Here is a 14,817-nt window from a genome sequence, read left to right as displayed (position 1 = left end):
CGGTTCATGTCACCAGACGATCGCCTGGATCTTCTGCTGCGGCGCGAAGAGCTGATTGACCGTGTTGTCGACGATCTTCAGGTCGTAGGGCCACTTGTCGCCCTTCACCCACTGGCCGCCGAAGATTGGCGTCTTGCAGATGTTCTTGTGCGGCGAGCCATCGAACTTGATGTGGCCGACAAGCGTCTGCAGGTCGGTGGCGACCATCGCGTCCCGGTTGGCCTCGCGGCTCAGCGGGTCGGACGAGCGCTTGAGGATGTCGATGGCGACCTCGAGCAGCGCGTGCGAATAGCCGAGCGGCTGCGTCCACTGGCGCTTCGTGTCGACTTCCCACTGGGCGGCGATGTCGTTGCTGACCTGGCCGGTGAGCGACGACTTGAACGGGAAGGCCGGCGTCCACCAGACTTCCGACGACATGCCGTTGCCGAGCGGTCCCATCGCCTCGACGCCGCCCGGGAACAGGAGCGCCGCCGCGACCGTGATCGCCTTCGGCTTGTAGCCCTGCTGGTTGCACTGGGTGACGAAGGTCTTCAGATCATCCGGATAGGTGATGCCGCCGATGATCTCGCAGCCCTGCTTCTTGAACTCGGAGATCTGGGCCGAGAAATCGTTGGTGCGGGGCTGGAAGTAGCCGGGGACCACGACCTCGTAGCCGGCCTTGCGGGTCGGCGCCGGCAGGCCGTATTCCTCGTTGCCCCAGGTCTCGCCGTCGATGTTCTGCGGGAACAGCATGCCGACCTTCTTGTTGGTCTCGAGCTGGTTCCACAGGCCGACGAAGGTGTTCAGCGCCTCGTCGAGACCCCAGAAGAAGTGGTTGGTCCACTCGAAGGTCTGCTTGCCGCCGCCGCGCGGGAAGACGACGGCCTGCCAGGGCGCGCCGGCGGAGATGCAGGGCGTCTCGTAGAGTTCGGACTGTTCGGCGGCGGGCAGGATGGTGTCGGTCGTCGACGCCGGGACGATCAGGTGCACCTCGTCGTTCAGGATGAGGTTGCCGGTGATTTCGGCCGATTTGTTCGGATTGGACTGGCTGTCGCGTTCGAGGATCTCGATCTCGTAGGTCTTGCCATTGGCCGACTGCAGCTTACCGCCGAGCAGATCGCGGATCTTCTGGACGGTGTAGCCGTCGGTCTCGCCGAACAGTCCGAGCGGGCCGGTGGCGGGGGTGATGTACCCCATCTTGATCTTGCCGGCAGTCTCGGCGCGGGCATAGCCCGGCAGGGCGAGCGTGCTGACGGCGGCGCTGGCGCCGAGGCCCTTGAGGATAGTCCGGCGGCTCGGCCGCAGGCCCGATTTCACCAGCTTGTTGTAGTAGGTCATTGTCGTTCCCTCCCGTTGATAAGGTATCTCCGGCCCGCCCTCCTCGACGGAACCGGCCTCAGGTCGAAGCGTCAGGTCATGCGGGTCAGCGAGCCGCCGTCGATGACGATGAGCGAGCCCGTGAAGAAGGCGCCGGCCGGCGAAGCGAGCAGCAGCGCCAGCCCCTTGATGTCCTCGACATCGCCGATACGGCCGATCAGCGACTGGCTCTCGAAGGCCGCGCGATCGGCCTTGTTGCGCAACCGGCCGCCGGCAATGTTGGTGATGAACGGCCCCGGCAGGATCGCGTTGACGCGGATGCCGTAGGCGCCGAGTTCCATCGCCATGTGGCGCACGAAGTGGTTCACCGCCGCCTTGGCCGGCATGTAGGACGTGCCGACGATGCTCTCGTTGATCAGCGAGGCGATGGACGAGGTGACGATGATCTCGCCGCCGCCCTTCGGCTTCATGTGGCGGACGGCGTTCTTCACGGTCGTGTAGACCGAGGTCAGGTTGAGCGCGATGCCGCGGTCCCACTGCTCGTCGGGCGTGTTCTCGATCGCCCCGTCCGGATTGCGCTCGCCGGTCGGCGTATTGAAGCCGGGCCCCGGATCGATGCCGGCATTGGCGAAGACCGTATCGATACGGCCGTGCCGCTCCGCGACCGCGTCGAAGGCGGCGGCCATCGCCGGGCGATCGCCGACATCCACCACCTGGCCCCAGACGTCCCACCCCTTCGCCGTCATCTCGGCCGCCACCCGCGACAGGCCGTCCGGATCGATGTCGAAGATGCAGACCCTCGCGCCATGCTCGGCCATGATCTCGGCATAGGCCCTTCCGATGCCGCTGGCGCCGCCGGTGACGACCACCGACTTGCCCCTGACATCGAACATCTTTTCCAGTGCGGCCATGAATTCCCTCCCCTTCGTTCCCTGGAAACCTGCGCGCCGACGCTTCCCAGCGCCGGCTTCGCGGTCAGCCCTTCCTGCGCGACAGCACGAAATCGAACTCGACGTCGTAGAACGGCGCGGCGACCTCGACCTTCGCCGCCGCATCCGCGTCCTCGACCTTGCGGAACTCGGCAAGCAGGCTCTGCTTCACGCCGAAGACGGCATCCGAGTTGATGTACGGATCGTCGGGATCGAAGATGTGCGTGGTCAGCGCGTCGAAGCCGTCGGCCTCGACGATGTAGTGGAGATGCGCCGGCCGGTTGGGATGACGCCCCAGCGCGCCGAGCAGCTTGCCGACAGGGCCATCGTCCGGGATCGGGTAGTATTTCGGCTTCACGCCGCGGAACCAGTAGCGGCCGTCCGGACCCGTGCGGAACACGCCGCGCAGGTTGAACTCGGGCTGGATGCCCTGCTGCTGGACGTCGTAGAAGCCTTCGTCATTCGCCTGCCAGACGTCGATCTTGGCGTTGGCGATCGGCCGGCCCTCGGTGTCGAGGATGCGGCCATGCACGAACATCGGCTCGCCCTTCTGGTCGAGGCAGATGTTGGAGCCCATCGGCAGTTCCGGCGCGTCGGCGACATGGAACGGCCCGAGCACCGTCGATTCCGAGGCGCCGGACGGCTTGCGGTTGTCGATCGCGTCGACCAGCATCGAGACGCCGAGCACGTCCGACAGCAGGATGTATTCCTGACGCCAATCGTTGCAGATCTGCCCGGTCTGGGTGAGGAACATGATGGCGGCGAGCCATTCCTCCTGGGTCGGCTCGATCTCCTTGACCGCCTCGTGCAGCTTGCGGGTGATGACGTCCATCACCTGCTTCAGCCGCTCGTCCTTGGCGTTCCGGTTTCGCGCCACGACGACTTCGGCCGAATTCGCCTCGGTGAAATAACCGTATTCGTGTGCTTCGATCATGCGATCTTCCTCAGCGCGCCAGAACGGATTGGAAAACGCGGCGCAGTTCGGCCGCGGGGTCGGAGGCGATCGTCTCGGCGCGCCAGGCGACGTGATGATCGGGGCGGACGACCAGGCAGCCGGCATCGCGGATCTCGCGGGCGCGGGCCCAGTCGCCGGTGTGATCCTCGATCGCGCGGCGAGGCCCGATCACATGGGTGCGGATCGGCAGGCCGAGTTCCTGGCCGACCTGCTCGGCAGCCTCGACCCAGGCCTCGCCGCCGATGCCGGTCAGGAGCGTGAATTCGCCCTTACCGGTGAGATCGAGGGTCGAGACCTTGCGACCGGAACGCTCGAACACCCAGGCATGCGGCAGGCGCGCGCCCGGCCAGGTCGTAGGCGCATAGTGCAGCTCGCGATCCCGCTCGAACGCCGGCTGCGCCGCGCCATCGGCCAGCACCGCGCCCGACACATAGCGCTGGTTCATCTCGACGCCGTGGGCATCGAACTCGTACTTCTTGAAGGCGATCGCCTTGCGGATCGCCTCGCGCTGCGCCTCGGCGGCGACGGTCGCGTCGGCGCGCGCCTCCATGTTTTTCTGGATCTTCGCGTGATCGACGCCGCCATCCATGCCGAGCGCCTCGAAGATCGGCCCGAACTCGCCGATCGACTGATTGGCGCGGGTGACGATCTGGCGGGCGATCGGCGCGCGCTCGGCCGAGTAGCTCTCAAGAAGGCCGAGACCCGCCTGGCCCTTGACGACCTTGGCGAGCTTCCAGGCGAGGTTGAAGCCGTCCTGGATCGAGGTGTTGGAGCCGAGCCCGTTCGACGGCGGATGCCGGTGCGCGGCATCGCCCATGATGAACACCCGCCCCTTCTGCATGTGCTTGGCGAAGCAGTTGTTCACCGTCCAGGTATTGGCGCCGAGCAGCTCGATCTCGAGCTCGGGATCGCCAACCAGCTGGCGCGCGACCTCGGTCGCGAGCTCCGGCGTCACCTCCGGCGGCGGCTGGTTGATGTCATAGCCCCATACGATCAGCCACTCGTTCCAGGGCCGCACCATGCGGACGAGACCCATGCCGATGCCGCCGACATCGGCGCCGGGCTGCATCACCCAGTAGAGGACGCTCGGACGGTGGGCGACGTATTTGGAGAGATCGGCGCGGAACAGGATGTTCATCGAGCCGCCGACGCCCATCTTGCCCTCGAACGGCAGGCCGAGATGCTCGGCGACGAGCGAATTGCCGCCATCGGCGCCGACGAGGAACTTCGAGCGGACGGTGAAGGTCTGGCCCGACAGGCGATCGCGACAGGTGGTGGTGACGCCGTCCTCGTCCTGGACGTGGCTCACATATTCCGTGCTCATGCGGGCCTGCGTGCCGCGCGAGCAGGCCGTCTTGAACAGGATCGGCTCCATGAAGGTCTGCGGCAGGTCGTTCATGAAGGAGGGCGACGCCTGCAGATGGGCGGCCTTCGAGACGGGGTGCGTGCCCCAGCTCTTCATGCGGCCGATCTCCTCGCCGGCCAGGCTTTCGCAGAAAACGTTCTCGCCCATCAGTTCCTGCGGCGAGGCATGCATCATCGCCTCGGCCTCGACGTCGGCGCCGAGGTCGCGCAGCACTTCCATCGTGCGCTGGTTGGTGATGTGGGCGCGCGGCGTGTTCGACAGCCAGCGGTAGCGGTTCACTACCATGTTGGCGACGCCATAGCTGGAGAGCAGCGCGGCCGTGGCCGAGCCGGCGGGGCCCGTTCCCACGATCAGCACGTCGGTTTCGATATCGACCATCAAATTCCTCCCTCGATCTTCGGCCCGACCAGCCTGCGGCGGACGGGAAACAGGTGCAGGCCGCTGCGGGCCGAGATCAGCCCCCACAGGCCCTTCGGCGCGAACAGCATTACGGCAATGGCGATCAGCCCGAGCGTCATCAGGTACCAGCTGCCATAGTCGGCCAGCGCCGAGCGCAGGACGAAGAAGACGAGCACGCCGACGATCGGCCCCTCGATGGTGCCGATGCCGCCGATGACGACGATGAAAATGACGTAGGCGGTCCAGTCGGTGACGGCGAAGGCCGCATCCGGCGAGATCCGCGCCGTCTGCAGGAAGATCAGCGCGCCGGTCAGGCCGGTGGCCGCGGCGGCGATCAGGAAGACGGCCCATTTGAGCCGCCTGGCATCGACGCCGACGGAGCGCGCCGCCTCGACATTGTCGCGCACGGCGGAAAGCGCCAGCCCGAGCCGGCTGCGCAGCAGCCAGTAGATGCCGCCGGTCACCGCGACGACCAGCACCAGCGCCAGCCAATAGGCGAGGATGTCGCGCGCCGCCGCCTCGCGCACGCTGAACAGCGCCCGGATCAGGTCGGTGCCGAGGATGTTGCTGGTCGCCTCGCGCGGCAGCGACGTGCCGGTGCCGCCGCCGAGCGCCTTCCACTGCGCGATCAACAGGCGCGTGACCTCGGCGATCACCCAGGTGCCGATGGCGAAATAGGCGCCCTGCAGGCGGAAGGCGAAATAGGCGGTCGGCACGGCCAGCACGAGGGCGGCGAGACCGCCGAGCAGGATGGCCCAGACCGGGTTCCAGCCGAGCAGGATCACGCCGGCGAACATGGCGTAGGCGCCGAGGCCGACAAAGGCCTGCTGGCCGACCGAGACGAGGCCGCCATAGCCCGCCAGCAGGTTCCAGATCTGCGCCAGCGTCAGCATGGTGAGGATGAAGAACAGGTCCTGGATGACACTGCGCGAAGCGACCGCCGGCAGGGCCAGGCCGGCGACGGCAAGCGCCAGCACGACGATCGCTGTGGCGGCTCCGGCACGGGTACGGGTTGTCGATCGGTACATGCCGCCCCTCAATCCACGGCGCGCGGGAACAGCCCGCGCGGCTTCAGCAGCATCACGATCAGAAAGGCGATGTGGCCGGCTAGGATCTGCCATTCCGGGTTCACGGCCGCGCCGAAGGTCTGCGCGACGCCGATGATGACGCCGCCGGCGAGCGTGCCCCACAGGCTGCCGAGGCCACCGATGATCACGGCCTCGAAGGCATAGATCAGCCGCGCCGGTCCGATCGCCGGATCGAAGTTGGAGCGCATGCCGAGATAGAGCGCGGCGATCGTCACCACGACCATGGCGATGCCGGTCGCCATGGCGAAGATCCGCTTCGGCTCGATCCCCATCAGTCCGGCCGTGACAGCGTCATCAGAGGTGGCGCGGAAGGCCCGGCCGAGCGGGGTGTGGTAGAATAGCCCGTTCAGCGCGACGATCGCGAGGACGGCAGAGGCGAAGGTCAGGAGCGGCATAACGCCGACAGTGACGAGGCCGAGATCGAGCGACGCTCCTTCGAGCGCTCCCGCCGGAATGCGGCGGCTGTCGGCCGAGAAGGCTTCGAGCAGGCCGTTCTGCAGCGCGACCGACAGGCCAAAGGTGACGAGCAGCGGCGGCAGGATGTCCTTGCCCAACACGCGGTTCAGCACGGCGGTCTGCAGCAGCCAGCCGAGGCCGAACATCAGCGGCATGGCGACGAGCGCCGCGGTCCAGGGCGACAGGCCGAGCAGCGTGACGCCCATCAGCACCAGATAGGCGGCGAAGACGATCAGGTCGCCATGGGCGAGATTGACCAGCCGCATGATGCCGAAGACGAGGCTGAGGCCGGCCGCGAACAGGGCATAGAGACCGCCCAGAAGGATGCCCTGCACCAAGGTGTCGACCCAGATCATGCCGCCTCCCCGAAATAGGCGGCATGGATGTCCTGACGCGAAACCGCGGCGGCCTGCGCCGCCAGCGTCACGCGGCCTTCCATCATGCAATAGACCCGGTCGGCGACGGCGAGCGCCTTGCCGATGTCCTGCTCGACCACCACGACCGCCGCGCCGCCAGCACGGATCTTCGGTAGCGCCGCGTAGATGTCACGGATGACGACGGGGGCGAGGCCGAGGCTGATCTCGTCGCAGAGCAGCAGTTCTGGGTTCGACATCAGCGCCCGGCCGATCGCCACCATCTGCTGCTGGCCGCCGGAAAGCGCGGTGCCGGGGTTCTTCCGCCGCTCGCGCAGGATCGGGAAGAGATCGTAGATCGCCTCCAGGTTCCACGGCCCCTGCGCCTTGCGCACCTGGCCGCCGATCAGGAGATTTTCCTCGACCGTGAGCGAGGGAAACAGCCGGCGGCCCTCGGGCACCATGGCGATGCCGCGCTTCATGACCTCGGCCGAGGACAGCGCGCCGATCGGCTCGCCCCGGTGCAGCACCATTCCCGGCTCGTTGCGGATCACGCCGGTGATCGAGCGCATCAGCGTCGACTTGCCGGCGCCATTGGCGCCGATGATCGCCACGCATTCGCCTTCGCCGACGGCGATATCGACGCCGAAGAGAGCGCGGAACTGGCCGTAACTGGCGGTGAGACCGTGCGTCTGCAGCATCAGACCTCGAGCCCCAGATAGATCTCGCGCACCGCCTTCGAGGCCATGATCTCGTCCGGCGCGCCGATGCCGATGACGCGACCGAAATCGAGCACGAGCAGGCGCTCGACCACCGAGGTCAGCGCATGCAGGACGTGCTCGATCCAGATGATCGTCGTCCCGCGCGCATGGATGCCTCGGATCGTCGCGACGAGCGCCTTGCACTCGCCCTCCGTCAGGCCGCCGGCGATCTCGTCGAGCAGCAGCAGTTCGGGACCGGTCGCCAGCGCACGGGCAAGTTCCAGGCGCTTGCGATCGAGAAGACTCAGCGAGCCGGCGACGACATTCGCCTTCTTCAGCAGTTCGGTTTCCTCGAGGATCTGCGCGCAGGCGTCGACCATGTCGGCCTCGCGCCCGCCCCGGCCGAAGGCGGCGGCGGTCAAGAGGTTCTCGAACACGGTCAGGCCTTCGAAGGGCTGCGGGATCTGGAAGCTGCGGCCGACGCCCATCCGCACCCGTTCCATGGCGGGGACGCGCGTGACGTCGCGGCCGAGGAACTCGATCCGCCCGGCATTCGCCAGCAGGTTGCCGGTGATCAGGTTGAACAGCGTCGACTTGCCCGCGCCGTTGGGGCCGATGATGCCCAATGCCTCGCCGCGCGGCACCGAGATTGTCACGGCATCCGTAACCTTCAGTGCCCCGAAAGACTTCGAGACATTTTCCAGCCTGAGTATCATTGCTGCCTTCCTCGGGCGCACCTGGGGAGCCGAACGGAACGGGGCGGCGGCATGCGCCGCCCCTTTCGCGTCAGGCCAGCGCTTCCATCTTGCCGGCGGTGGGGATCTCCGGCGCGGTGGCGTTCTCGACGATCACCAGATCGAAGCCGCCATCCGCCTTCTTCCGCCACTGGCCGCCGACGAGCGGCGTCTTGCAGACGTTCTTTGCCGCGAAGGGCGGCACGCCGGCGCCGTTCCAGGCCACCTTGCCCACCACCGTCGTCATGTCGGTGGCGGCGATCGCCGCCGCGATCGCCTCGGCGTCGCTCGGATCCGAGACCCGGCCCATGACATTCGCCGCCACCTCGAACAGCGAATGGGAGAAGCCGATCGGCTGCGTCCAGGGACGCCCGGTCTTGGCGGTGAAGTCCGCCGCCAGCTCCGCCGAGCTCTGCCCGGTCAGCGACGACTTGAACGGATGCGAGGCCGACCACCAGACTTCCGAGGACAGGTTGTTGCCGGCATCGCCCAGCGTCTCGACCGATTGCGGGAAGAGGATTGCCTTGGCCACCGTCACGGCCTTGGGCCGGAAGCCCTGCTGGCGCGCCTGGTTCCAGAAGGTGGTGAAGTCGGGCGGGATGACGACGCCGGTGACGATCTCGGCATTGGCGGCCTTGAATGCGTTGACCTGCGCGGTGAAGTCGTCCGAGAGATTCTGGTAGCGGCCGGGATCGGTCAGGCTGAAGCCGGCGGCTTCCAGCCCCGGTTTCAGGCCGTTCTTCGGATCGCCCCAGGCATTGCCGTCGGCATCGTTCGGGAACAGGCCGCCGACCTTGCCATTGGTGTCGAGCTGCTTCCACATGCTGGTGTAGACGGCGATGATGTCTTCCAGGCCCCAGAAGTAATGGAAGGCGAAGTCGAACGGCTTCCACGACGACGGGTCGCCGGGATTGCCCTGCTGGCCGATGAACCAGGGCTGCCACGGCGCGGTGGTCGAGATGACGGGCATCCCTTCCGCCTCGCAGGTGGTCGCGACCGGATTGGTGTTTTCCGGCGTCGAGCCGACGAGCATCAGGTCGATCTCGTCGTCGACGATCAGGCTTTTCGCCACCTCGGCGGCCCGGTTCGGATTCGACTGGCTGTCCTTGACGATGACGTCGAAATTCTTGCCGGCCTCGGATTCGAGAAATGCCTTTATGTTATACGCGTCGCTCTCCGCGAAGCCCGCCAGCGGGCCTGTCTGCGGCGAAACATAACCGAGCTTGATCTTCGCGCCCTGCGCAATGGCCGGCGCGGCCAGCCCGACGCCGGCCATCGCGACACCCGTCGCCGCCGACGCTTTCAGAAACGTCCGTCTCGTAAGCATGCGTCCCTCCTCCCTGGTCGTCACTCTCAGAGCCCCGGACGGCGTCCCTCCCACGCCGCCTGGAGCAGTTCCCGTATCGATCCCGGGTCTATTGGCCTCGGGTTCGCATAGGCATTCTTGACGGCGATCGCCGTGGCGCGGTCGAGATCGCTCTCCTCGATCCCGATCGCCTTGAGGCTCAGCGGCGCGCCGACCGACTGGGCGAAATCCCAGATGCCGCCGCCGGCCGAGCCACCGCCGAAAGCCTCGGCGATCGGGCGCAGCAGATCGGGCACCGCCTGCTCGTTGAAGGCGGTCGTGTAGGGCAGCAGGATCGCGTGAGTTTCGGCGTGCGGCGTATCGAACGAGCCGCCGAAGACATGCGCCAGCTTGTGATGCAGCGCCATCGACACGTAGCCGAGCGCGGTCGAGCAGCACCAGGCGGCGTAAAGCGCCTGCGCCCGCGCCGCACGGTCGTGCGGATCCTGGATCAGGCGCGGAATGCCATCGCGGAAGGCAGTCATCGCGTCCCTGCACATCAGCACGATCACCGGATTGCGGTCGGGCGCGTAGAACGCCTCCATCGCATGGGCGATGGCGTTCATCGCCGAGGTGACCGTCAGCCCGAGCGGCAGGCTCAGGGTCAGGTCGACGTCGTAGATGACCGTTTCAGGCCGGATATCCGGCGAGCGGCGGGTGGTCTTCTCACCCATCGCCGTCTCGCCCAGGATGTCGGTCATCTCCGAGCCGGCATAGGTGGTCGGGATCACGACCTGGTCGGCGCCGGTGCGGACGGCGATCGCCTTGCCGAGCCCCGTGGTCGAACCGCCGCCGAGGCTGACGACCGCCGTGGCGCCGCTGGCGCGATAAGCTTCCAGGGCCGTCTCGGTCACCTCGACGGGCGTATGCATGGTCGCGCCGGCGAAGACGCCGGCGGCGAGGTCGCCGAGGCTGGCCGCCAGCTTGTCCGCGTCGTCCTTCTGATGCGGCGTCGAGAGGACCAGAACCTTGGAATGACCGAGACGGCGGACTTCCTCGCCGGCGCGGCTCATCGTGCCGGCCCCGAAGACGACGCGGGTCGTCAGACCCGGAAAGACGAAGTTCTCCATCATCGCGCCGCCTCCATGCGCGGGTGCCGGCCAGCGACCAGATCCGCGAGGATGGTTCCCAGCATGGCGATCTCGGCATCCGAAACTTCATGCCCCCGGCGCGGGAACAGGTCCGCCCGCAGGCTCGCGCCCTTGCTGCCGAGCGTCCTCGCGGCATCGGCGAAGGCCGAGACCGGGATCCAAGGATCGGCATCGCCTCCGGAGAGATAGACCGGCACGCCCGGCGGCACCGCCTCGGCGCGCGCATCGGCAGGAACGCCGACGCGGCAGCCGGTGAGCGCCGCAAGAGCTTCCGGCGGCGGCAGCCCGGCGCAGAGATATTCGATGGCAAGGCAGGCGCCCTGCGAGAAGCCCGCCAGCAGCAGCGGCCGGCCGGGCAATTCACCTCGAGCCGCCGCGACGGCGGCCGCCACATGATCGAGCGCGGCGGAAAGCTGCGCGCGGGCGACCGGCGTCAACGGATCGACGGCCCGCGCATCCCACCACGCGCCCTCAGGGGCGCGCGGCAGGACGAAGGCCACGGCCGGCGCGGAAAGCCGCGCCAGCACATGGGACTGCATCTCCTCCGGCGATTGGCCGCGGCCGTGGACGAAGACGCAGATCGCCTTCGCCTCCGGGGCCCTCGAGCCAAGCCTGAGCGGTCCGCCGCCTGGGTTCATGCGAACTCCGCCTGCTCCAGCCCGGAACGAAGCTCGTCCTCGCGGTCCTTGAACCAGGGCGGGAAGACCAGCGTCTTGCCGATCGCGCCCGGGGGCTCGTCCTTGGCCCAGCCTTCCGGCGTCGTCCAGGCGAGTTCGAACAGCGCGCCGCCCGGCGAGCGGACATAGCAGGACTTGAAGTAGTTGCGGTCCTTCTGCTCCGAGATATCCGTGAAGCCGAGGCCCTCGATATGGGCGCGGAGCTTCAACTGGTTCTCTTCGTCGCCGGTGTTCAAGGCCAGGTGGTGGATGGTGCCACCCGCCAGCGTCCAGGTGCCTTGCAGCGTCTCGCGGTCGAGAACGACCTCGACGCGCTGGATGACGCCGCTCGCGTCCGGCACGCGGTAGACGAGGCCCTCATGCGTGTCGGCCTCCTTCGTGAGCGGCAGCGCGATGGTGAGGAAATCGTCCATGGCGGTGCGGTCCATGACGGCGACGACGCTGCCATAGATGCCCTTGATGCCGTGCTCCCTGCCGATGCCCTGCGCGGCATTGGTGATCGGCTCGCGCGGATCACCGTCGCTTTCCACCAGTTCGTGCGGGATGCCGCACGGATGGGCAAAGGCGACGCGGACAGCGCCGAAGCGGGTGATCTTGGCGGCTTCGATGCCGCGGGCGTTCAGCCGGTCGACCCAGAAATCGGCGGCGCCGACGGGGATCGACTGCAGGATGGTGCGGGACTGGTTGGTGCCGCGACGGCCGTAGACGGCCGGCTTGCGGAACGGGAAGGTGGTGATGATGGTCGAGGCATCGCCGTTCGGCGAACCGTAATAGAGGTGGTAGACGGGGACCACGCCGTCGAACAGCACCGTCCGCTTCACCGAGTGCAGGCCCAGCGCCTTGGTATAGAAGTCGAAGTCTTCCTGCGCGCCGTCGGTCGACATCGTCAGGTGGTGGTAGCCACTAATCCGTGACATGTGAATCTCCTCCCAGTATTGCAGCGTCGCCCCGCCCCTCCGGGCAGAGCACGAGATTGAGGTCGAGGCCGTGGTTCCGCTTGCCACCATTCGGCTGCAAGGTCTGGAAATCGGCCAGGAGCTCGGGTTTGACCCCAAAGATGGCATCCCGACCGATGGCGGCATCCGCCCGGTCGAAGATGTGGGTCGTCAGCGTCTCGAACCCCTCCGCCGAGACGCGGAAATGCATGTGCGCCGGCCGTTCCAGGCAGAGGCCTAGCGCCGCCATGAAACGTCCAACAGGCCCGTCGGACGGCAGCGAATAGCCCTTCGGCTTGATCGTCAGGAACTTGAACCGCCCCTGCGCGTCCGTGCGGAAATTGCCGCGCAGATTGAACTCCGGCTGCCGGTCCGGCTCCTGGTTCTCGTAGAGACCGTCGGCATTGGCATGCCAGACCTCGACCGACGCGCCGCCGATGCCACGGCCGTCGAGATCCAGCACCCGGCCGGCGACCTGCATCGGCTCGCCCTTGCGGTCGCGGGAGATGTTGGCGCCGAGCGCCATCTCCGGCACGTCGGCGCGGTAGAACGGGCCGGCAAGCGTGTTCGGGGTCGCCCCGGCCGGACGCGGGCTGTTCTGGTCCTCGATCAACGAAGAGACGCCCAGCACGTCGGCAAGCAGCACCCATTCCTGCCGCCGGGCGTCGGCGTAGTGGCCGACCTCGGTCAGGAAATCGATGGCGAGCCGGAACTCGTCCGGCGTCGGACGCAGGGCGGAGATCAGGGCATGCAGGCCGTTCACCGTCGCCCGGGCCGCGTCGGCGAGCCGGGTCGGATCGGAAGCGGCGAGCCGTCTGGCGAACTCGTTCGCCTGCGCCGAAAACGCATCGGGACTTCCACCCCTGCGCGAGCCGTCGTGCTGGCCGTGCATTCCGCCGGGGCCTCCCTTCCCCTTGGCAAAATGGGTAGCACGGCCCGGTGGCAGTCTTGATGAGTTCTACGTCCATCGGTATAGCACTTTGCTATGCGACTGAACGAACGCCATCTCATGCAGCTTGCCGCCGTGCTCGATGCCGGCGGTGTATCGGAAGGCGCCGCGATGCTGGGCCTGACCCAGCCCGCGGTCAGCCGGTCGCTCGCCATGCTGGAGGCGCGGGTCGGCGAGCCACTTTTCCTCAAGGGTCGCCGCCCGCTGCAGCCGACGCCGCTCGGCGCCCAGTTGGCGGCGCAGGGCCGCACGATCATCACCGCGTCGCGCAAGGCTTCCGACGCGGTGCAGGGCTTCATGAAGGGCACGAAGGGCGTCGTCCGCGTCGGCGGCGTGCCCTTCTTCATGGACGCGATGATCAGCCGGATGGTCGGCGAGTTCCAGAACCTGGAGCCCGAGGTCACCGTCCAGCAGAGCTACCTGAACCTGCCGGAGATGGTCGCCGCGCTCGAGGGCAACCAGATAGATCTCGGCATCGTGCCGATCGGCGTGCTCGACCTCGGCCCCGGCTTCGAATTCACGGAAATCCTGCCCGGCCGCAACATCGTCGCCTGCCGGCCGGACCATCCGCTGCTGCGCAACCGTCGGCTGCGCGCGCATGACCTGACGAGCTTCCCCTGGGTGGCACCCCTGCCCGGCTCGCCGCTGATGTCGGACCTGCAGATGATCCTGATGAGCATCGGCATGTCGGACCTGAACGTGCGCTATTCCGGCGGCTCGCTAATGAGCGTCATCAACTTCCTGGCCGAGACGGACGCGCTTGCCGTGCTGCCCTTCTCGGTGGTGTTCGCCCAGCGCAAGGAAAACCGGGTCACGGTGCTTCCCTACGAGATCCCGCAGCCCAACCGATCACTCGGCATCCTGCGCCGGGTCGGCGGGCCACGGTCGCCGGCGGCGGAACGCTTCGCCGGCCATGTCATCACTGCGTTCGAGAACCTGAAGCACATCATCAAGCGGCACGAGAACGCCGTGATCTGGGGCCGCTAGGGAGCGGCCTGGCTCAGCAGCGCCTCGAACGCCTTCTTGGCCTTGCCGGGGTGCTTCACCGCCTTGGCCTCCTCGAGATTCACCGGCTTGCCGGCCACGATCAGCGCCACCATGCCCATGCCGTAATGCGGCGTGCACTTGATGCCGTAGACGCCCTCGGCGCCGATCTCGACCGTCACCTTCTCGCTGATCTTGCCCTTGAACGGCGTCGTACCGGCCGGCGCCATGCCCGGCACGGATTCGGCATCATGCGACTTGTCGGTCGGCACGAAGGTCACCGTGTCGCCAACCGCGACGGAAATGAAATCCGGCTCGAACACCATGAAGCCCTTGGCGCCCTTGTTGAGCATCCTGACCTCGTGATCCGCGGCAGCCGCGGTTCCCGCCGCCAGGCACGTCGCCAGAGCCACCGCCACCAGAGCCATCCGTCTCATCCTGCAATTCCTTCCATCAAGCCAATGACATCCGTCATCGGTCCGCTTATAGGCAGGAAGCAACGGATCGCATTTGCGCTGGCGCAATAAGGGATCGCGAAGACGCTTCGCCCGCAAGTCGC

At 67.2% G+C, this 14,817-nt stretch carries 15 protein-coding genes; 1 reads left to right on the top strand and 14 read right to left on the bottom strand.

All coding sequences use genetic code 11. The annotated features are described in order from the left end of the window. Positions 1 to 9: 9 nt before the first annotated feature. The 13 genes from OSH07_RS13955 to OSH07_RS13895 all read right to left on the bottom strand — a co-directional run bounded on the left by OSH07_RS13955 (position 10) and on the right by OSH07_RS13895 (position 13,217). Positions 10 to 1,317, bottom strand: a complete 1,308-nt coding sequence (locus tag OSH07_RS13955) for an ABC transporter substrate-binding protein (protein WP_266339272.1) — start codon at positions 1,315 to 1,317, stop codon at positions 10 to 12. 71 nt (positions 1,318 to 1,388) lie between these two features. Next, positions 1,389 to 2,207: an SDR family NAD(P)-dependent oxidoreductase gene (locus tag OSH07_RS13950; protein ID WP_266339271.1), complete on the bottom strand. Its 819-nt coding sequence runs from the start codon at positions 2,205 to 2,207 to the stop codon at positions 1,389 to 1,391. A gap of 64 nt (positions 2,208 to 2,271) precedes the next feature. Beyond that, positions 2,272 to 3,159 carry an intradiol ring-cleavage dioxygenase gene (locus OSH07_RS13945; RefSeq protein ID WP_266339270.1) on the bottom strand — a complete coding sequence of 296 codons (888 nt, stop codon included), beginning with the start codon at positions 3,157 to 3,159 and terminating at the stop codon, positions 2,272 to 2,274. A gap of 10 nt (positions 3,160 to 3,169) precedes the next feature. Continuing rightward, complete coding sequence (locus OSH07_RS13940) at positions 3,170 to 4,924, bottom strand: FAD-dependent oxidoreductase (RefSeq protein ID WP_266339269.1); 1,755 nt, start codon at positions 4,922 to 4,924, stop codon at positions 3,170 to 3,172. Next, entirely contained in the window at positions 4,924 to 5,973 is a 1,050-nt protein-coding gene (locus tag OSH07_RS13935) for a branched-chain amino acid ABC transporter permease (protein WP_266339268.1), read from the bottom strand. Before OSH07_RS13935 ends, OSH07_RS13940 begins: the two co-directional genes overlap by 1 nt. Before the next feature lie 8 nt (positions 5,974 to 5,981). Continuing rightward, the gene (locus OSH07_RS13930) at positions 5,982 to 6,845 is read right to left on the bottom strand and encodes a branched-chain amino acid ABC transporter permease (protein ID WP_266339267.1); all 864 of its coding nucleotides are present in this window, start codon (positions 6,843 to 6,845) and stop codon (positions 5,982 to 5,984) included. Beyond that, positions 6,842 to 7,543, bottom strand: a complete 702-nt coding sequence (locus OSH07_RS13925) for an ABC transporter ATP-binding protein (RefSeq protein ID WP_266339266.1) — start codon at positions 7,541 to 7,543, stop codon at positions 6,842 to 6,844. The genes OSH07_RS13930 and OSH07_RS13925 overlap by 4 nt, the downstream gene beginning before the upstream one ends. After that, entirely contained in the window at positions 7,543 to 8,259 is a 717-nt protein-coding gene (locus OSH07_RS13920) for an ABC transporter ATP-binding protein (RefSeq protein WP_266339265.1), read from the bottom strand. Before OSH07_RS13920 ends, OSH07_RS13925 begins: the two co-directional genes overlap by 1 nt. A 70-nt stretch (positions 8,260 to 8,329) precedes the next feature. Next, positions 8,330 to 9,604: an ABC transporter substrate-binding protein gene (locus OSH07_RS13915; protein ID WP_266339264.1), complete on the bottom strand. Its 1,275-nt coding sequence runs from the start codon at positions 9,602 to 9,604 to the stop codon at positions 8,330 to 8,332. 26 nt (positions 9,605 to 9,630) lie between these two features. Beyond that, entirely contained in the window at positions 9,631 to 10,695 is a 1,065-nt protein-coding gene (locus OSH07_RS13910) for a maleylacetate reductase (RefSeq protein ID WP_266339263.1), read from the bottom strand. Beyond that, positions 10,692 to 11,351 carry an alpha/beta hydrolase gene (locus tag OSH07_RS13905; RefSeq protein WP_266339262.1) on the bottom strand — a complete coding sequence of 220 codons (660 nt, stop codon included), beginning with the start codon at positions 11,349 to 11,351 and terminating at the stop codon, positions 10,692 to 10,694. The genes OSH07_RS13910 and OSH07_RS13905 overlap by 4 nt, the downstream gene beginning before the upstream one ends. Further along, positions 11,348 to 12,307: a VOC family protein gene (locus tag OSH07_RS13900; RefSeq protein WP_266339261.1), complete on the bottom strand. Its 960-nt coding sequence runs from the start codon at positions 12,305 to 12,307 to the stop codon at positions 11,348 to 11,350. The genes OSH07_RS13905 and OSH07_RS13900 overlap by 4 nt, the downstream gene beginning before the upstream one ends. After that, complete coding sequence (locus OSH07_RS13895) at positions 12,294 to 13,217, bottom strand: dioxygenase family protein (protein WP_266339260.1); 924 nt, start codon at positions 13,215 to 13,217, stop codon at positions 12,294 to 12,296. Before OSH07_RS13895 ends, OSH07_RS13900 begins: the two co-directional genes overlap by 14 nt. Before the next feature lie 93 nt (positions 13,218 to 13,310). On the opposite strand from OSH07_RS13895, the gene OSH07_RS13890 reads away from it, so the two are divergent. Further along, complete coding sequence (locus tag OSH07_RS13890) at positions 13,311 to 14,261, top strand: LysR family transcriptional regulator (protein ID WP_266339259.1); 951 nt, start codon at positions 13,311 to 13,313, stop codon at positions 14,259 to 14,261. Here the strand turns inward: OSH07_RS13890 and OSH07_RS13885 are convergent. Next, the gene (locus OSH07_RS13885; protein WP_266339258.1) at positions 14,258 to 14,695 is read right to left on the bottom strand and encodes a pseudoazurin; all 438 of its coding nucleotides are present in this window, start codon (positions 14,693 to 14,695) and stop codon (positions 14,258 to 14,260) included. The genes OSH07_RS13890 and OSH07_RS13885 overlap by 4 nt on opposite strands. Positions 14,696 to 14,817 lie beyond the last annotated feature (122 nt).

Source organism: Kaistia nematophila, assembly GCF_026343855.1.
Classification (GTDB): Bacteria; Pseudomonadota; Alphaproteobacteria; order Rhizobiales; family Kaistiaceae; genus Kaistia; species Kaistia nematophila.
The sequence above is the reverse complement of the archived record's forward strand: the minus strand, read 5'-3'. Positions and strand labels throughout refer to the sequence as shown.